Annotated in this window: 15 protein-coding genes; 8 read left to right on the forward strand and 7 right to left on the reverse strand. The window is 62.6% G+C overall.

The genetic code is table 11. The features are described from left to right. Nucleotides 1–67 precede the first annotated feature (67 nt). Together ACX82Z_RS03650 and ACX82Z_RS03655 are read left to right on the forward strand one after the other, a co-directional pair. The gene (locus ACX82Z_RS03650; RefSeq protein ID WP_459586790.1) at nucleotides 68–769 is read left to right on the forward strand and encodes an AzlC family ABC transporter permease; all 702 of its coding nucleotides are present in this window, start codon (nucleotides 68–70) and stop codon (nucleotides 767–769) included. Beyond that, nucleotides 766–1,059 carry an AzlD family protein gene (locus tag ACX82Z_RS03655; protein WP_459586791.1) on the forward strand — a complete coding sequence of 98 codons (294 nt, stop codon included), beginning with the start codon at nucleotides 766–768 and terminating at the stop codon, nucleotides 1,057–1,059. The genes ACX82Z_RS03650 and ACX82Z_RS03655 overlap by 4 nt, the downstream gene beginning before the upstream one ends. Here ACX82Z_RS03655 and ACX82Z_RS03660 read toward each other — a convergent pair. Then, complete coding sequence (locus ACX82Z_RS03660) at nucleotides 1,051–2,883, reverse strand: aminopeptidase P family protein (RefSeq protein ID WP_459586792.1); 1,833 nt, start codon at nucleotides 2,881–2,883, stop codon at nucleotides 1,051–1,053. The two genes, ACX82Z_RS03655 and ACX82Z_RS03660, sit on opposite strands and share 9 nt — an antisense overlap. A gap of 214 nt (nucleotides 2,884–3,097) precedes the next feature. On the opposite strand from ACX82Z_RS03660, the gene ACX82Z_RS03665 reads away from it, so the two are divergent. Beyond that, nucleotides 3,098–3,283: a hypothetical protein gene (locus ACX82Z_RS03665; RefSeq protein WP_459586793.1), complete on the forward strand. Its 186-nt coding sequence runs from the start codon at nucleotides 3,098–3,100 to the stop codon at nucleotides 3,281–3,283. 68 nt (nucleotides 3,284–3,351) lie between these two features. On the opposite strand, the gene ACX82Z_RS03670 is transcribed toward ACX82Z_RS03665, so the two are convergent. From ACX82Z_RS03670 to ACX82Z_RS03680, 3 genes are read right to left on the reverse strand one after another with little or no spacing between them, the layout of a single operon-like run. Continuing rightward, complete coding sequence (locus tag ACX82Z_RS03670) at nucleotides 3,352–4,224, reverse strand: 50S ribosomal protein L11 methyltransferase (RefSeq protein WP_459586794.1); 873 nt, start codon at nucleotides 4,222–4,224, stop codon at nucleotides 3,352–3,354. A 17-nt stretch (nucleotides 4,225–4,241) separates the two neighbouring features. Next, nucleotides 4,242–4,814 carry an SCO family protein gene (locus ACX82Z_RS03675; protein ID WP_459586795.1) on the reverse strand — a complete coding sequence of 191 codons (573 nt, stop codon included), beginning with the start codon at nucleotides 4,812–4,814 and terminating at the stop codon, nucleotides 4,242–4,244. 31 nt (nucleotides 4,815–4,845) lie between these two features. Further along, nucleotides 4,846–4,998, reverse strand: a complete 153-nt coding sequence (locus ACX82Z_RS03680) for a hypothetical protein (protein WP_459586796.1) — start codon at nucleotides 4,996–4,998, stop codon at nucleotides 4,846–4,848. Between the two features lie 81 nt (nucleotides 4,999–5,079). Between ACX82Z_RS03680 and ACX82Z_RS03685 the strand changes: the two genes are divergently transcribed. Together ACX82Z_RS03685 and ACX82Z_RS03690 are read left to right on the forward strand one after the other, a co-directional pair. Further along, nucleotides 5,080–5,712, forward strand: coding sequence for a DapH/DapD/GlmU-related protein (locus ACX82Z_RS03685; RefSeq protein WP_459586797.1), 633 nt, complete (start codon nucleotides 5,080–5,082; stop codon nucleotides 5,710–5,712). Between the two features lie 172 nt (nucleotides 5,713–5,884). After that, nucleotides 5,885–6,229 (forward strand): hypothetical protein, encoded by a 345-nt coding sequence (locus ACX82Z_RS03690; protein WP_459586798.1) that lies wholly within the window; start codon nucleotides 5,885–5,887, stop codon nucleotides 6,227–6,229. A gap of 60 nt (nucleotides 6,230–6,289) precedes the next feature. On the opposite strand, the gene ACX82Z_RS03695 is transcribed toward ACX82Z_RS03690, so the two are convergent. Next, complete coding sequence (locus ACX82Z_RS03695) at nucleotides 6,290–7,453, reverse strand: hypothetical protein (protein WP_459586799.1); 1,164 nt, start codon at nucleotides 7,451–7,453, stop codon at nucleotides 6,290–6,292. Nucleotides 7,454–7,634: 181 nt separating this feature from the next. Continuing rightward, nucleotides 7,635–10,256, reverse strand: coding sequence for an ATP-dependent helicase (locus ACX82Z_RS03700; protein ID WP_459586800.1), 2,622 nt, complete (start codon nucleotides 10,254–10,256; stop codon nucleotides 7,635–7,637). Between the two features lie 140 nt (nucleotides 10,257–10,396). Here ACX82Z_RS03700 and ACX82Z_RS03705 point away from each other — a divergent pair, with 140 nt between their 5' ends. Then, entirely contained in the window at nucleotides 10,397–12,370 is a 1,974-nt protein-coding gene (locus ACX82Z_RS03705) for a PBP1A family penicillin-binding protein (RefSeq protein WP_459586801.1), read from the forward strand. Between the two features lie 3 nt (nucleotides 12,371–12,373). Here the strand turns inward: ACX82Z_RS03705 and ACX82Z_RS03710 are convergent, their stop codons facing one another. Then, entirely contained in the window at nucleotides 12,374–12,856 is a 483-nt protein-coding gene (locus tag ACX82Z_RS03710) for a thioesterase family protein (RefSeq protein ID WP_459586802.1), read from the reverse strand. Nucleotides 12,857–12,966: 110 nt separating this feature from the next. On the opposite strand from ACX82Z_RS03710, the gene ACX82Z_RS03715 reads away from it, so the two are divergent. Together ACX82Z_RS03715 and ACX82Z_RS03720 are read left to right on the forward strand one after the other, a co-directional pair. Next, nucleotides 12,967–14,385, forward strand: coding sequence for an FAD-binding oxidoreductase (locus ACX82Z_RS03715; protein WP_459586803.1), 1,419 nt, complete (start codon nucleotides 12,967–12,969; stop codon nucleotides 14,383–14,385). A gap of 110 nt (nucleotides 14,386–14,495) precedes the next feature. After that, nucleotides 14,496–18,206 carry an AsmA family protein gene (locus tag ACX82Z_RS03720; RefSeq protein ID WP_459911610.1) on the forward strand — a complete coding sequence of 1,237 codons (3,711 nt, stop codon included), beginning with the start codon at nucleotides 14,496–14,498 and terminating at the stop codon, nucleotides 18,204–18,206.

Raw genomic sequence — 18,206 nt, forward strand, 5'->3', positions numbered from 1 at the left:
TATAAGCATGATGATAGTGCCAAGTCTTTTCATGTGACAGGACAGCACGGCTGACCTAAGAGGGCACATGTCCTTCACAGAAGAATTCATGCGCGGCACGCGCCGCAGCATCCCCGTCATCTTGTCGTCAGCGCCGTTCGGCGTGCTTTTCGGCGCACTCGCCGTCGATAACGGGATGACGGCCGGCGAGGCGGTGTTGATGAGCGCGACCGTCTTTGCCGGCGCGAGCCAGATGGTGGGGCTCGATCTGTTCGGCCAGCACGTCGCGCCATGGCTGATCGTTCTGTCGATCTTCGCTGTCAATTTCCGGCATGTTCTTTATTCCGCGGCAGTGGGACGGCGCGTACCGCACTGGACATCCGCCCAACGCGCGTTCGGCTTCTTCTTTCTGGTCGATCCGGCCTATGCCGAATCGGAAGCCCGGGGCGAACGCGGATTGCCGGTGACGTTTGCCTGGTTCATCGGCATGGTGCTGCCCGTCTATGTGTTGTGGGTGCTCGAGGCCTATGTCGGCGCGACATTTGGCGGCCTTATTCCCGATACCTACGCGTTGGGGCTCGATTTTCTGCTGCCGATCTACTTCCTCGGTCTCGTTCTCTCGTTCCGCATGCGGCCGATGTGGCTGGCGATCGTGGTGACAAGCGCGATCACGTCGATCATCGCTTATGAGACGATCGGCTCTCCCTGGCATGTTTCCGTCGGCGCGATCGCCGGGATGGCGCTGGCAGCCTTTATGCCCGTGCGGGCAAGCGGAGGCGAAAACGTATGACGACCACTGTCTGGATCATTCTCGGGGCGGCCGTCGCGACCTATCTGTCGCGCATTGGCGGGCATCTGGTTCTGTCCCGTTTCAGCCGCGTCCACCCGCGCGTGGAAGCGGCACTCGATGCTGTTCCGGCGGCCGTCCTGACGACGCTCGTTGCGCCCGCCGCCTATACCGGCGGACCGGTCGAACTCGTCGCGCTTGCCGCTGCAGCAATCGTCGGATGGCGCAGCGGGTTGATGACGATGTTCATCGTCGGCGCGATTGTCCTGATTGTGGGCCGAAATCTATTTTGACAACGGCGCGGTTGCGGCTTCAAGCCATTTTGCGACATCGTCCTCGACCAATCCACCAAGTTCGCTCGCAACGCGTGCATGATAGGCGTCGAGCCAGACGATCTCCGACACATCCAGAAGCGCGACATCGATCAGCCTGCGGTCGAAAGGCGCAAGCGTGAGCGTCTCGAAACCGTGCATGGCTATCTCACCGCCGTCGATGGCAGACGCTTCTTCCACGACGATCAGGTTTTCGAGGCGTATGCCGTATTCGCCGGGTCGGTAGTAGCCGGGTTCGTTCGACAGAATCATGCCGGGGAGCAGCGCTTGCGTGCCGGTTCTGGCGATGCGCTGCGGGCCTTCGTGGACGCTCAGGAACGAGCCGACGCCGTGGCCCGTGCCGTGGGCGAAGTCGAGGCCGGCCTGCCACAGGGCGTGGCGCGCGAACGGATCGACATCCATGCCGCGCGTGCCGGTTGGAAAACGCAGCGTCGACACGGCGATCAATCCTTTGAGCACCAGCGTATAGTGCCGGCGCATGCCGTCCGTCGGCGTTCCGATCGCCACCGTGCGGGTGATGTCGGTCGTGCCGTCCTGATATTGCCCGCCGGAATCGACGAGATAGAGTTCGCCCGAAGCCAGCTTGCGGTTCGTTCCGGTCGTCACCCGGTAATGGATGATCGCACCGTTCGGACCTGCGCCCGAAATGGTGTCGAAGGAAATGTCGCGCAGCGGCATCTGCACTTCCTCGCCACTGCGGCTGCGGCATGTTTCGAGATGCGTTGCGACGGAAATCTCGTCCACCGTGTCCGGCTTTTGCGCATCCAGCCAGCAAAGAAACCGCGCCATGGCGACGCCGTCGCGGCGATGGGCTGCGCGTGCGCCGTCAAGCTCGGCCTCGTTCTTCACCGCGCGGGGCAGACGAGCCGGATCGGGCAGATCGACGATCCTGCCCTGTGCATCTTCCACGATCATCCGCAGGCGCTCGGCGGCAAGTTGCGGATCGAGCCCGATCGTCGCGCCGTCCTTTGCCAGCGCGGTCAAGGCAGGCTCAAGCGCTGCCGGAGCATGCAGGTCGCAAAGCTGTGTCAGGTAGGCTTTTGCCTCGATCCCCAGCTTGGCCGGATCGATGAAGAGCGAGGGACGGCCTTTGGCGGGCAGAATCGCGAAGGCGAGCGCGAGAGGCGTGTGCTCCACGTCAGCGCCGCGAATGTTGAAAAGCCACGCGATCGAAGAGGGATCGGTGAGAACGGTATGCGTCGAGCCGGCATTGCCGACCGCGGCGGCGATACGCACCAGCTTGTCCTTGGCCAGTTCTCCGGCAAAGCCGACGGGCTGGATCGCCACCGCGCCCTTCGGCGCGTCGGGCTGGTCCTGCCAGATCGTATCGATCGGATTGACGGCGAGCGGGACTAGTTCACTGCCCGCCTTTTCAACGGCCGCGCGCAACGCCTTCGTTTCCGCGACCGTGTGCAGCCACGGGTCGAAGGCAAGACGGACGCCGGATTGCAGATTGTCGGCAAGCCACTTCGCAGGCGGGTTCTCGACGAGGCTGTCATAGGAAAAGGTCTCGCCGTCCGTTTGAGAGCGGACCTGAAGCGTGTAGCGGCCATCCACGAAGATGACTGCTTCCTTTAACAGAACGATCACCGAGCCGGCCGAACCGGTGAAGCCCGTCAGCCATTTCAGCCGGTCGGAACGGGCGGCGACATATTCGCCCTGATGCTCGTCGGAGCGAGGCACCAGAAAGCCGTCGACGCCGATGCGGGCCAGTTCCTGCCGCAGCAGAGGAATATGCTCCGTTCCCTGACGCGGATCGCTGTGGCTTTCGAAGCTTTGAAACATGGCGGTATCTCCAGACTGAACCGACATCTAGCGCGCCTCGCAGGCGTTCGAAACCCTCAAGCTTCAAAAGGAAATGCTGCATTGCGAAGCATCATTTCGCACATGCAAAAAAACATGGCAGCCATGCAGCTGTCGATCTGGTTAAAAAGGTCAGCATTGCTTACCTTTCAAGTCGTGGAGGTTACTTCTTCCAACCAGATCAAGGAGACGCGACATGGCAAATGCAGCAAAGCGCGGTTTTTTCCGCAACGCGATGGACGCACTCATCGAGGCGCGTACCCGACAGGCAAACCGCTACGTAAACAGCGCACTTCTCATGCTCGATGACGAGACGCTCCGCGTCCACGGTTATCGCCGTGAGGACCTCAGGAAGCAGGCGGCAACGTCCTACCCTTACTGAGCAGAGCATTGCGAGACGACATGAAAGGGCGGCCCAATGGGTCGCCTTTTTTCATGTGCGCAATCTGGTTATCGCTTCAGGTGCAGTGCGACCCATCCTTCGCGGCGGATCGTCTTCACATGCCGGAAGGCTTGGCCGACATAGGCGGCGATCACCGCCTCGCGCTGGCGCTCGAGAATGCCCGACAGGATCAGCGAGCCGCCGGGTGATATGTGGCGGGCCATCTGGGGCGCGAGCGTCATCAGCGGACGGGCGAGAATGTTGGCGACGATCAGATCGAACGGCCGCCATTTCGCGAAGATCTGGTGATGAAAACCGGCGGCCGTGACAGCATGCACGTAAGCGTGCGCGTGATTGAGCCGGACGTTGTCTTTCGCAACGTCGACCGCGACCGGGTCGATGTCGGTCGCCAGGACGGGGATGCGGCACGATTTCGCCAGCGAGATCGCCAGGACGGCGCTGCCGGTACCCAGATCGAGCGCGTTTCGCGGCCTCTCGCGGCGCGCGACCTCGGTGATCAGTTCGAGGCATCCGGCGGTCGTGCCATGATGGCCGGTGCCGAAAGCCAGCCCTGCTTCGATCTCGATGGCGAGATCGCCGATATGTCTCTTGTCGCGGTCATGTGCGCCATGAACCAGAAAGCGGCCGACCCGAACAGGCTTCAGCCCTTCCAGCGATTTCGCGACCCAGTCCACATCGTCGAGATTTTCGCTTTCGAGCGTTGCGCCGGGCGCTTCATCCGCGATGGTGGTTTCGATCAACTGGCGAAGGCCGGTGTTTGCGTCGTCGGCATAGATCGACACTTCGTCGATGCCGGCATCTTCGTCGAGTTCGAAGATGGAAAGCGGGTATCCGTCGTCTTCGAGCAGGATTTCGAGCTTGCGATAGGCGGCTTCGGCCTGAGGCTTGGCGGCACTGAAGAAAAGTCTGGTCTGGGCCACCGGTTGTCCTTCGTCGATCAGCTTGCAGCGAGGCGCTTCAGTTTGGCGAGCGCCGTCTCGGGGTTTTCGCCATAGGCGATCGTGCCCATGAAGTCACCCGTGCTGTCGAGAAGAATGACCGAAGCGGTGTGGTCCATCGTGTAGTCGCCGCCTTCGAGTTCGACTTTCTTCATGTAGATGCCAAACGACTTCGCCATCGCTTCCACTTTGGCCGGCTCGCCGGTGATGCCGACGATGCGCTCGGAAACGTTGCCGACATAGGCGTTCATGACATCCGGCGTGTCGCGCTCGGGATCGACCGTGACGAAATAGGCGCCGATATCCTCGCCCTCGCTGCCTATTTCGTCGAGCCAGCCATCGAGTTCGTAAAGGGTCGTCGGGCAGATTTCCGGGCAATAGGTGAAGCCGAAGAAGACCGCTGACGGTTTGCCGCGAAAGGCTGCCTCGGTGATTTCGCCGCCGCGCTGGTCGACCAGCGTGAACGGATCGCCGAAGGGCTGGCCGGCATTGCGGCTCGAATACCAGTCGAAGCTGACCCAGCCGACGGCGGCGGCAACAGCGATCACGCAGGCGATAATCAGGGTTTTCATTTCGGCAATCGTCCAGTCGTGTGGGGAGGGGTCAAAAGCACCAGGCAAGGCCGGTTTCGGCCATGGCCATGAAGATGCGCGCGCCGTTGTCGAGCCAGCCGGCGAAGGCCAGCCCGGTCACGCCGGAGACGAGAACTGCTCCGGCGGAAAGAAGAACGGGCGTGGCGAACTGACCTTTGATCATCGGATTGATATAAACCGCAACAGACCGGGCCGAAAGATGTCATCTTGCCGCCATGGCGCATGGCCCTTACACGCTTTCGCGATGAACCAGTTCCTGCCGCACGACGCCGAGCCGAAAATCCACACGACAGCCGAATTGAAAGGCTGCCGTCTCGGCAAATTCGTTTCCATCGGCGCGCGCGTCATTCTGCGCGAGGTCGAGATCGGCGATTTTTCTTATTTCGAGCGTCACGGCGAGGCGATCTATGCTTCGATCGGGAAGTTCTGTTCGATCGCGGCGAATGTGCGCATCAATGCGCTCGATCATCCGATGGAGCGGGTGACGACCCACAAGATCACCTATCGGCCGAACGAGTATTTCCGTTTTCACGGCGTCGACGGCGATTTTCGCGATCGTCGCCGCGATGCGCGGGTCAATATCGGCAATGATGTGTGGGTCGGGCACGGTGCGGTCGTCATGCCGGGCGTGACGATCGGCGACGGCGCGGTGATCGGTGCGAATGCCGTGGTCACGCGCGATGTCGAGCCTTACGAAGTGGTCGTGGGGACACCGGCCCGGCATCTGCGCTATCGGTTCGCACCTGAAATCATCTTTGCCCTGCGGGAGATAGCATGGTGGGGCTGGTCGCTGGAACAGCTCGCCTCGGCGATTCCGGACATGCAGGCGATATCGATCGAAGAATTCGTTCGCAAATATACGGTTTCGACAAAATAAAAATTAATTCAAATCGTCTCTATTAAACTCAACTGGTAAAGTTAATCTTCCGTATATAGGTTGTATTGATGAATTATTGCAATTTAAGATTGCATTAACCCTGCTTGTCTGGCTCTCTTGTTCTCGGAAGCGAAGCGTTTTTCGAAGCAATCTTTTCAACGGGAGAAGCCACATGAAATCCTTCATCATCGTCACGACCGCAACTCTTGCAATGGCCATTTCGGGTATGTCGGCACATGCCGGCGGCTGGGGCGGCGGCAGCTGGGGCGGCCACAATTCCAGTGCCAATTCGAGCGGCCTGATCAACGTCTCGCCGACCGTGCGCACCGGCAACGTCAACCTGCTCAACGGCACGGGTATCCTCAACAACTCGCCGATCGCCTCGGGCAATGTCGTTTCTGGCATCCTCAACGGCAACAAGACCGGCAACGGCATCCTGAGCGGTGTTCTGAACGGATCGACACTCGGCATTCTCGGCGGCAACAGCAAGCGCTATTCGGTCAAGGGCCGCCGCTGACATCTGCCGGACAGGTAACGGATAACGGGCGGTCCGCATGGATCGCCCGTTTTTCATCGGTCAAAGCTGTGTTCTGACGCCGATTGAGGCTTCAAGGCGCGACTTCGAAAAGCCGATATCCGGCGCGTCCTGCTCGCGATAGTCGACGCGGAACAGCATGGTGACGCGTTCGCCCGCTTTCCATCCGATCTCGCCGTAAAGCCCGCGCCGGTCCTCGTCATAAGCAATGACGAGATTGTCCCGGCGCTCGACGAACAATCCGGCTTTCAGCGCAAGGGTTTCGGCCAGGGGGATCAGTAATTCGGCCTCGCCGCGCCGAAACCAGGAAACGAGAAGATCGTCCGTGTCGTCGCTGTCGAAGCCGGTGCGGATCGCGCCGCGCAATTCGACGCCGCCGACAGGTGCGATGATGCTCGCTTCGATGGAGGGGCGGATGATCTCGACGAAATCGTAGGATGCGCGAAGCCATTCCGCACCGCCCGCAAAAGCGATTGCGATGCCGGACGAATGCTGACGGCTCGCCTCGCCGCGAAGCCGAATCCGGTCGAGCGCGACCGTTTCCTCGAACAGGCCGGAGACCGTCGTGCGTTCACCGTTCGCCCTTATGCCGAGCGTCCGGCCGCCGTCGAAAGTCTGCGTCAGTCCCTGCGACAGTGCGATACGGTCGCGGTCGGGTTCGAGGCGCAGCGCAGGGATCAGGTCGTCCTCGAAGCGCGTGTCGCCCGCCCGTTCGCGAAAGCCGCTCAATTCGCTCGTGGAAATGAGCGCGGGCGTCAGCCGCAAGCCGACGAGGATGCTTGCGCCGCCGACCGTCTTGTCCGTTCTCGTGCCGAGCGCGAGATCGTCGATGACGAAGGCGTCACCTTCGCGCGTGTGCCGCAGGAACGCGCTCGCCTGAATTTCGGTGTCCGGCGTAAGGCGCAGCGTCGTCTTGCCCTGAAGGCCGATCGCGGCGTCGTTCTCGATCGTGAACGTATCGAAGCGGCGCAATTCGCCGTCGAGCGTCAGCGTCGTGCGGCCGAGATCATGGTCAAAATCACCCGACAGCGCGCCGCGCAAAAGCGTGTACCAGTCGGAAACTGCGAGCGGATCGTCGAGCGCGTTGTCGGTGACATGGCGAGAGGCGGATATTTCTGCGCGAAACGGGTTCGATTTCGTTTCGGTTGCGCTGCCCGGTTGCATGGCTGCGAACAGGATCGAGGCTGCAAGAAGGACGGCGCGCATGGGACCTCGGTTCGACGTCGCTAAATCCGCGAAACCCCTTCCGCCGCGGGGGTGGTGTGACGGAAGGGGTCCCGGAAGCGAACCGCCCGAAAGCGGAGCTTTGCAAGGCACCATTGCCGTGCAAGCGCAGATTTGCATTTGCAACTTAAAAGTGTATTAAAAATATAATGCAACCAAATCGCTATGCAGCGGTGACAAAACCATCAAGCACGCGCTTTTGACCTGCCTTGTCGAAATCGATGGTGAGCTTGTTGCCTTCGATCGTGCGGATGTTGCCGTTTCCGAATTTCTGGTGGAACACGCGGTCCCCAACCGAGAACGCCGAAGGCGTGTCGGCGACCGACCGGGCGACAAGCTCGCCTTCGATCGTGCGCGCCTTGACCGAGCCGCGACCTGCGCCGAAGCCTGAATCCGGTTCGCCATAGCCGATACGCTCGACTTGATGGCCCGAGCGGGAACCCCAGTTGCGGTCGGTTGCCTCGGTGCGGTTCTTCTGCGCGCGCTGCCAACCGGGTGTCGCATAGGTGTTGGAAAAGGACCCGGCGTCGTCGAAACGCGATGCGCCGTAGGGATTTCGCCTACCGCCGAACCCGCCATTATGGTCGATGCCGTATCCGCCATAGGTATTGCCGGCCTCGGCGATCTCGATATGCGCTTCTGGCAGTTCTTCGAGGAAGCGGGAGGGGATCGTCGTCTGCCACAGGCCGTGGATGCGACGGTTCGACGTGAACCACAAATGCAGGTTCTTCTTGGCGCGCGTCAGCCCGACATAGGCGAGGCGGCGCTCTTCCTCCAACCCCGAACGCCCGCCTTCGTCGAGTGCGCGCTGATGCGGGAAAAGCCCTTCCTCCCAGCCGGGCAGGAAGACCGTGTCGAACTCAAGCCCCTTGGCCGAATGGAGCGTCATGATGGAAACGGCGTCCATCTCTTCCTTCTGCTCGGAATCCATGACAAGCGCGACATGTTCGAGGAACGAGCGCAGCGACTCGTAGTCCTCCATCGAGCGGATCAGTTCTTTCAAATTGTCGAGCCGTCCGGGCGCTTCGGCCGAACGGTCGTTCTTCCACATGTCGGTGTAGCCGCTTTCCTCGAAGATCATTTCCGCGAGTTCGGTATGCGGCATCGTCTCAAGCGCGGCCTGCCAGCGGGCGAAATTCGCCGCGACCTCGCGCAAGCTCGCGCGGGGCTTGGGCTTCAGTTCGTCGCTTTCGGCAAGCTTTGCGGCCGCTTCGAGCATGGGAATACGCAGGGCGCGCGCGGTATCGTGAACGAGGCGAACCGTCGTTTCGCCAAGCCCACGCTTCGGCACGTTGACGATGCGCTCGAAGGCGAGATCGTCGGCCGGCTGCGCGACCACGCGGAAATAGGCCATCGCATCGCGGATTTCCTGGCGCTCGTAAAAGCGCGGCCCGCCGATGACGCGGTAGTTCAGGCCGAGCGTGACGAAACGATCTTCGAATTCGCGCATCTGAAACGAAGCACGCACGAGGATCGCCATGTCATTGAGGTTTGTGCCCTTGCGCTGGGTCGCCTCTATCTCCTCGCCGACCGCGCGGGCCTCCTCTTCCGAATCCCAAGCCGCATGGACCATGACGCGCTTATCGTCCGGGTCCGGCTGGTCGGTGAAAAGCGTCTTGCCGAGCCGGCCCTCATTATGCGCGATCAGATGCGAGGCAGCGCCCAGAATATGCGCGGTCGAGCGATAGTTGCGCTCAAGACGGATGACGGCTGCGCCCGGAAAGTCCTTTTCGAAACGCAGGATGTTGTCGACCTCGGCACCGCGCCAGCCATAGATCGACTGATCGTCGTCGCCTACGCAGCATATGTTTACGCTCGCGGCCGAGCGCTCGCTTCGCTCGCTGGCCTGCGCGGGCGCGTCCGAAAAGTCGGGCGGCAGCCGGTCGGCTGCTCGGCCTTCGGCCGGATGGTCAGCCTTGGTTCCAGGCCGCTGAGCCAAAAGGCGCAGCCACATATATTGCGCGGTGTTGGTGTCCTGATACTCGTCGACGAGGATGTATTTGAAGCGCCGGTGATATTCGGCCAGCACATCCGGGTGGCCCTTGAAGATGCGGATCGGATGGCACAGGAGATCGCCGAAATCGCAGGCGTTCAGCGTCTGGAGCCGGTCCTGATAGGCCGTGTAAAGCTCGCGGCCCTTGCCGTTCGCGAAGGCGCGGGCGTCGCCTTCGGGAATTTCCTTCGGGCCGAGGCCCTTATTCTTCCACCCGTCGATCATCTGCGCGAACTGGCGCGCCGGCCAGCGCTTGTCGTCCAGCCCCTCGGCCTGGATCAACTGCTTGATCAGGCGGATAACGTCGTCGGTGTCGAGGATCGTGAAGCCCGATTTCAGGCCAGCGAGTTCGGCGTGCTTGCGCAGGATCTTCACGCCGATCGAGTGGAACGTGCCAAGCCATGGCATGCCTTCCACGGCCTCGCCGACGAGAACGCCGACACGCGTCTTCATCTCGCGCGCTGCCTTGTTGGTGAAGGTGACGGCGAGAATTTGCGACGGGAATGCAAGCCCGGAAGACAGGATATGCGCGATGCGCGTGGTCAGAACGCGCGTCTTGCCCGTACCCGCGCCGGCCAGCACGAGAACCGGACCCTCGGTTGTCTCCACGGCGCGGCGCTGTTCGGGGTTTAGGCCGCTCAGATAATCGACAGGCGGCGCGGAAGGCCGACGGGCCGCCATCGCGCGTGCGGCGATGCCCCCTTGCCCGTGCTGGGGCGCGGGCGTGGAAGATGGGCGGCGGGGACCGTCGTCCTCGTCGAAGAAGGGAATATCGTCTGGAAATCCGGACATGATGGCAGCAATGTAGTGATTCGGGACCGAAAGACCAGAACGCGAACATTTCAAAGCGTCAGGGCGCGGCGATGTAGAGGCTTGGCAAGGAGCCATAATGTAGCCTATCGGGAACGCCGATTGGCCTATCGCGAGTGGACATGGAAAACAGCGGCACTGCCGAGCGTAACGACGACGATTCGTCCGGCTCGCGAAAATTCGACATCCGCCGATGGAGCTGGCGACGGCGCATCCTCGCGGCAGCGGCAGCGCTGTTCGTTCTTGGCTGCGTGGTCGTCGCAGGCGTGATGGCATGGGCCTTGCGCGACGTTCCATGGGACGAGATCGCAGACGGCACCATTGCGCCGGTCGTCGTTCTTGAAAGTGCGGACGGCACGCCGCTCGTTCAGGAAGGTCCGTATCAGGGCGCGTACACGCCGCTCGATGCGTTTCCGCAGCATCTGATCGATGCGGTTTTGAGCATAGAGGACCGGCGTTTCTACCAGCATTGGGGCATCGACTGGCGCGGCATCGCGCGCGCATTCGTGCGCAATCTCGATGCGGGCGAGGTGGTGCAGGGCGGCTCGACGATCACCCAGCAGCTCATCAAGATTTCGTATCTGGAGCGCGACCGGACCTACAGGCGCAAGATTCAGGAACTCGTCATCGCGCTCTGGCTCGAACGGCGTCTCGGCAAGGACGAAGTCCTGACGCGCTATTTGAACAATATCTATCTTGGCGCAGGTGCGACAGGCGTGCCGGCGGCTGCGCGGATTTACTACGACAAGGAACCGGGCGAACTCGATCTGGCCGAATCCGCGACGATCGCCGGGCTGATCATCGCTCCGTCCGTGCTGAACCCGATCGCAAACGCCGACCGGGCGGAAGAGCGGGCGCGCGTCGTCCTCGACGCGATGGCGGCCAACGGCAAGATCACAGAGGAAGAAGCCCAAGCGGCGAAAGACGCTTACGCGCAGTTGCAGCCGAGCCGGCCGGCCGCACGCTCGGGAAGCTGGTTCGCCGACTGGGCGATGCGCGAGGCGCGCGAGATTGCCGCCGACTATCGCGGCACGATCACCGTCTCGACGACGATCGAACCGCAATTGCAGGCCGTCGCGGACCGAGTCGTGCGCGAGGTGCTGGACGGGGCAGGCGAACGGGCGGAGGGCCTGCAGGCCGCGCTCGTGGCGCTCGGCCCAGATGGAGCCGTTCTGGCGATGGTCGGTGGCCGCGACTATCGCCAGAACAGCTTCAACCGGGCGGTCGATGCGCGCCGTCAACCCGGCTCGACCTTCAAGACCTTCGTTCTCTTCGCGGCGCTTCAGGCGGGCATTGATCCCCGCGCGCTGGTGCCGGACGAGCCGATCACCATCAACGGATGGACGCCGGAGAATTTCGGCGGTCGCTATTACGGTCTGGTGCCGATCTACGAGGCGTTCGTGCGTTCGCTCAACGCGGCAACGGTCGTGCTTGCGCAGGAAGTCGGCCTCACCCACGTCGCCGCAGCGGCGCATGATCTGGGCATCGACGCGGAACTGACCGAAACGCCCGCGCTGGCGCTCGGCGCATCCGAGGTCACGCTTCTGGACCTGACGGGCGCGTATGCTTCGATCCTTGCCGGCGTCGCACCGGTGGAGCCTTGGGGTATCGACGGATTTCGCGCCGCAGAGACGGGCCAGGCATTTCGTATAGGTCAGACGCGGCAGCCGGACATCGACATCTCGCCGTTTCAGGACGAGATGATCCGCCTCTTGAGCATGGTGGTGGAGCAGGGGACCGGGCAGGCCGCGCGGATCGACGGATTTGCCGCCGGCAAGACCGGAACCAGTCAGAACTACCGTGACGCGCTTTTCGTCGGGTTTACTCAAAATCTCGTCGTCGGCGTCTGGGTTGGCAATGACGACGACACGCCGATGCAGGGCGTGACGGGCGGTTCGCTGCCGGCCGAAATCTGGAAGGCCTTTATCGAGGGAACCACGATGGACGCGCTGGCGCGTTCGGACAGCGACACTGAGGCCGGAACCGTCGCGCAGGCATGCAACGTGCAGGCTTGCGCGCAAGCCTATCGCTCATTTCGCGCGTCCGATTGTAGCTATCAACCCTATGGCGGCGCCCGGCAATTGTGCGAGCGTTGATCGTCAGCCTTTGCGCTTGATGCCGATCGAGCGGCCGGCGCGCTCCGGCTTCGGCAGGGCGGCGTGGGCGGAGCGCATGCCTTTGAGATTCGTCAGAATATCGTCCGGAAAAAGCGCGACCTTGGGGCCGGTCATGTCGACATGAAGCGTCAGTGATTCCGATGTCGCGGCCAGCCAGCCGTCGACATGATGCAGTTCCTGAAAATAGTGGAACCGTTTTTCGTCGAAATCGAGAAGGTGGAACGTGGCGTTCACCTGATGACTTAGATGCAGTTCGCGCACGTAACAGACGTGGACTTCGGCCGTATAGGTCGTCAGCTTGCGCTCTTCAGCATAGCGCGGACCCATGCCCAGCATCTCGAACGCCTCGTCGGCCGCCCGGTCGAACAGGACGTTGTAGTAGGCCATGTTGAGATGGCCGTTATAGTCGATCCAATCCTTTTCGATTTCCATGGTTCGGGACACGAGCGGGGCCGGTATCGACATTCTGCTTCTCTCCTTTGATACGCATGCTTCCCATCGAAAGCGTTTTGCAGGTTGGCTGGATAGCGTTACAGAATCGGGAAGCAGTGGTCCACATTGACCGGAGGAACGAGATGGCGCTGGCGGAACTGATCGATATCGAACGCAACGAAACCGGGATCGAAGTCACCGTCGCAAAGCTTGCCGCGCGCTTCGGGGATCGTTTCCAGACCGGCGAGGCCATTCGCCGGCAGCACTCGCACACGACGAGCTACATTCCCTCCCAGCTTCCCGACGGCGTCTTTTTCGCCGAGAATGAAGCGGAGGTGCAGGAGGCCGTGCGACTTTGCGCGGCCAATCGCGTGCCGATCATCGCGTTCGGCACGGGCACGTCGCTCGAAGGGCATGTCAACGCGCCGGGCGGCGGCATCTCGCTCGACCTGTCGCGCATGAATCGCATTGTCGCGGTCCACGCCGAAGATCTGGACTGCGTGATCGAACCGGGCGTAACGCGTGAAGACCTCAACGCCTATCTGCGCGACACAGGCCTTTTCTTTCCGATCGATCCGGGCGCGAATGCGAGCCTTGGCGGCATGGCGTCGACGCGCGCGTCGGGAACCAACGCCGTGCGCTATGGTACGATGCGCGACAATGTGATTTCGCTGCGTGCGGTGATGGCGGATGGGCGCGTGATGCAGACTGCGCGGCGCGCGCGGAAATCGTCTGCCGGATATGACCTGACGCGGCTTTTGATCGGCGCGGAAGGCACGCTCGGCATCATCACCGAACTCAATTTGAAGCTTTACGGCATCCCGCAGGCGGTCTCCGGCGGGGTCTGCCAGTTTCCGAGCATCGAGGCGGCGTGCCAGGCGGTCATCGCGACGATCCAGATGGGCATTCCGGTCGCGCGCATCGAACTGGTCAATGCGCTCGGCATGCGCTCTCTCAACGCCTATTCGCAACTGGACTACGCGGAAAGCCCGTGCCTTTTCCTCGAATTTCACGGCTCGGAGAACGGCGTGGCCGAACAGGCGCAAAGCTTCGGCGAAATCGCCGACGAGTTCGGCGGTGGGCCGTTTTTATGGACCAACGTCGCCGAGGAACGAGCAAAACTGTGGAAGGCGCGGCACAACGCCTATTGGGCCGGGATGGCGCTTCGTCCGGGCGCTAACGCGCTCATCACCGATGTCTGCGTTCCGATCTCGCGCCTTGCCGACTGCATCACCGAGACGGAGGCGGACATCGCGGCGAACGGCTTCGTCGCGCCGATAGTCGGCCATGTCGGCGACGGCAATTTTCACGTTCAGATCATGATCGATACGGACGACCGCGACGAGGTCGAACGTGCCGAATCCTTCGTCGGCCGGCTCAACATGCGCGCGATCGGCATGGACGGCACATGCACCGGCGAGCATGGCGTCGGGCAGGGCAAGATTGGCTATCTTGAGAAGGAACACGGGGCAGGGCTCGACTATATGCGCGCGATCAAGGCGGCGCTCGACCCGAACAACATCATGAATCCGGGGAAAATCCTCCCTCCCGCGCATTCGTGAAGCAGCGTTTCGATTTGCCCCTGTATCGATCTGCGCCGACAGGGTAATCCTACCCGTCAAATGCACGATTCATGATCTGGAGCTGATCGCTGGCACGTCTGTTCGTCTTCATCGGCGGCTTGTTGGTCCTGGCGCTATCGGTGGCGCTGGTGGCCCCGTATTTCATCGACTGGACCTCCTATCGTGCCGATTTCGAGCGCGAGGCCAGCCGGATATTGGGGCGCGAGGTCACGGTGGAGGGGGCGGCCAGCGCCCGGCTTTTGCCGTTTCCATCGGTCACGTTCGCTGATGTGACCGTCGCCGGAGGTCCCGATGGCGCGCCTGCCGTCCATGTCGACACGTTCGGGATGGACGCCGAATTGGCACCCTTCCTGCGCGGCGAAATCCTGATCTTCGACATGCGGCTCGAACGGCCGGTGATGACAATCGCGCTCGACGCCAACGGGCATATTGACTGGCCCGCAAGGGACGATAGCGGGTTTCCTGGCGGACAGGTTACGCTGGAAAACATCTCGGTCGCCGATGGCGAAGTTCGGCTTTTGCACGGGCTGAGCGGGCGCGAGCACCGCATTTCCGATATAGACGCGCGTGTTTCGGCGCAGACGCTGGCCGGGCCTTGGCGGCTCGACGGAACCGGATCGATCGACGGTGTCGCGACGTCGCTGGCGATTTCGACCGGGACTTACACGGATGGCTCGATGCGCGTTCGCGTGCGTGCTTCACCTTCCGGCTCGCTGTTTCAGGTGGAAACGGATGGAGCGGTGACCGTTTCGGGTGAAAAAGCCGTTTATTCGGGCCAGTTCCGCTCGGAACTCGCGGCAGCCGAAAGCGGGAACGGGCAGGGCCAGCAATCACCCGGTCACCGGGTCTCCGGGCAATTCGAGATGGACGCCGACAGGCTCGAAATTTCCGAGTTCACCTACCAGACCGGGCCGGCTGAAGACCCGTATGTCGCAAGTGGGCACGGTTCGCTCGATTTCGGTGCCGAGCCGCGCTTTCTCGTCGTAGCGGACGGTGCGCAGATTCGCCTCGATGAGGCGGACGAGGCGGGAACCGCAAGTTTTGAAACGCGGCTGGCGACGGTCGAGCGCGTTCTGGGCGCCTTGCCGAGGCCGACGATACCGGGAACCGTGGAGGTGAACCTTCCAGCGCTCGTCGCTGGCGACACGATGATCCGCGATTTACGGCTGAACGCCGAGCCTGCCGATACGGGATGGCAGGTCAACGATCTGCGCGCGACATTGCCGGGCCGTTCGACCATCGAGGCGAGGGGCAGTCTCGTCACGCAGGGCGAACTGGGCTTCAGCGGCGAATTGCTTCTCGCGGTCAACCAGCCTTCGGGCTTCGCTGCGTGGCTGGCCCGCGACGTGGACGACACCGTGCGCCGCCTGCCGCCCGGCGGGTTCAGCGCCAACGTCGCTTTATCGCGCGAGCGCCAGTCCTTCCGCGAACTTGAACTGGCGCTTGGCGGGGCCGTTTTCCGGGGCGAGATCGACAGCGCCACGCCGGCCGACATGCGTCCGTCGCTGCGCGTTGCGCTCGATGGAGATCGGCTCGATCTTCCGGCCATGCAGGCCTTCGCATCTTTGTTCGTCGACCGTGAGGGCGCAGCGCGGCTGGAAGAGCGAGACGTCGACATCGATCTCAAGGCCGGACCGGTGGAGTTCGACGGGCTTGTCGCCGGCACGCTCGACACGGCTGTGCGTCTTCGCGACGGCCAGGTCGAGGTGGACAGGCTCGCGATCACCGACCTTGCGGGCGCGAATGTCAGCGCCACGGCTTCGCTTCGCGGCCTTGGAAGCGAGCCGTCCGGCCATATCGATGCGTCGGTGATCGCGGTAGATCTTGCACCGCTCGTTGCCGACCTGTCGCGCCGACTACCGCAAAGCGTAATCCTTGCTGGACTTGCCGAGCGCGCCGATCTTTATCCGGGCCTCCTCGAAGATACCCGGATCGATGTCGTTGCAAGTGCGCTGCCGGGCGAGGGCGGCACCTTTACCGCCGAAGGCGAATTCGGCGGATCGACGTTTCAGGCAAATCTCACCACGCCGCGCACGAACCGCCTTTTGACCGAACTGCCTATCGAGGCGAATGTTTCGCTGCGCAACGACGAGCCGGCGGCGCTCTATGCCCTTGCCGGCCTGCCGGGGCTGCCGCTCGGCTTTGTCGGTCCGGCCGAAGTGACTGCCCGCGTTTCCGGTGAATTGTACCGCGAGGCGGCAACCAGCCTTCGCCTGCGCGGGGACGGTCTGGACGCGCTTTTCGACGGGACCGTGCGGCTTGGTCCAAAGGGACCGGAGCTTGTCGGTTCGACGGCGCTTGTCGCGGACGATCTCTCCGGGTGGCTGGCAACGGCCGGAGTGTCCCTGCCGGCAATGACGGCGGGGCTGCCGCTCGATCTTCGCGCAGGGTTCGATTTTCAGGACGGGCTGACCGTCCTTTCCGGCCTTGGCGGATCGGCGCTCGATCAGGCGGTGAACGGCGATCTCAATGTCGAAATGCGGGATGGGCGTCCTCATGTTTCGGGATCGCTCGATGTACCGGAGATCGATCTCGATTGGCTGGCGTCGCTCGTTCTTGGTGAGGATGCGACCGCAGATGCCGAGCACCCATTCGCCGCCAGCGCGAGCGATCTCTTCGCGGCCAACATCTCATTGTCCGCATTGCGCGCAACCATCGGCCCCGAGGTGCTGCGGGACGTGAACGGGGAAATTCGCTACGGCAGCGACGGCCTTCGCCTCAACGATATGACGGCACAGTTTGCAGGCGGTGCGTTACGTGGTTTTGCCGAGCTTTCGAACAATGGCGGGACGGGACTTTTGTCCGCGCAGTTCTCGCTCTCGGATGCATCGCTTGCCGATGCACTCGGCCAGCCGGCCCTCGATGGGCGCTTCGATTTTTCGAGCGTCGTTGCGGCGAGCGGGCGAACGCTGGGTTCGATGGCAAACGCGCTTTCGGGCACGGCGAGCCTGACCGTTCCGCAAATCACCGTCGAGGGGCTGGACGGCGGCGCATTTCCAGCCCTGATCGCCGAGGCAGACCGGATCGGCCGCGATATCGACGAGGCGCGCACCGCCGGGTTCGCTCCAGACATCATCTCGCAAGGCCGGTTCGAAGCCACGCCGGGGCAGGTCGCGCTGTCGATTGCAGGCGGCCAGTTGCGCGCGCCGCCGATCAGCCTGTCCGGCGCGGATGCCGATCTGACCGTTGATTTGCGCGCCGACCTTTCAGAAGGTCGCGTCTTTGTCGATGCCCTGATGGCTTATGATGCGGGTAACGAGGAACTCGTCGGTTCGTCGCCGTCCGTGCGCATTCTGCTCGATGGTCCGCCGAGCAATCCGAGCGTGCGTTTCGATACGCAGCCGCTCGCCCAGTTTCTGATCCAGCGCGCGCTGGAAATCGAACAGGCGCGTGTCGAGGCGATGCAGGCGGGGCTGCTCGAAGGGCAAAGGCTGCGCCGGGAAAATCGCTACTATGCGGCGCTGGAGAGCGCACGCCTGCAACGCATCGAGGAGCGCCGCCGCGAGGAAGCGGAGGCCTGGCTGCGGGCCGAAGCTGCCCGCAACGCGCGGGAGGCTGCAGAGGCCGAGGAAGCGCGCCGGGCGGCCGAGGATGAACGGCAAAGGGCTGAGGAGGCTGCCCGGCCAAATACCGACAGGCTGCGGTTCGACGTCGAGGAGTTTTTGCGCCAGAACGAAACTCTGGAGAGTATCGAGCAACCCACACCCGAAGTGCCGCCTTCCGACCCCTTCCAGCCCGGCAACCTTACCATCGAAGGGCTGCTCGGCAATGACGCGCCGCCTTTCCAGATGCAGCCGTGA

This window comes from Aliihoeflea sp. PC F10.4 (genome assembly GCF_054612275.1).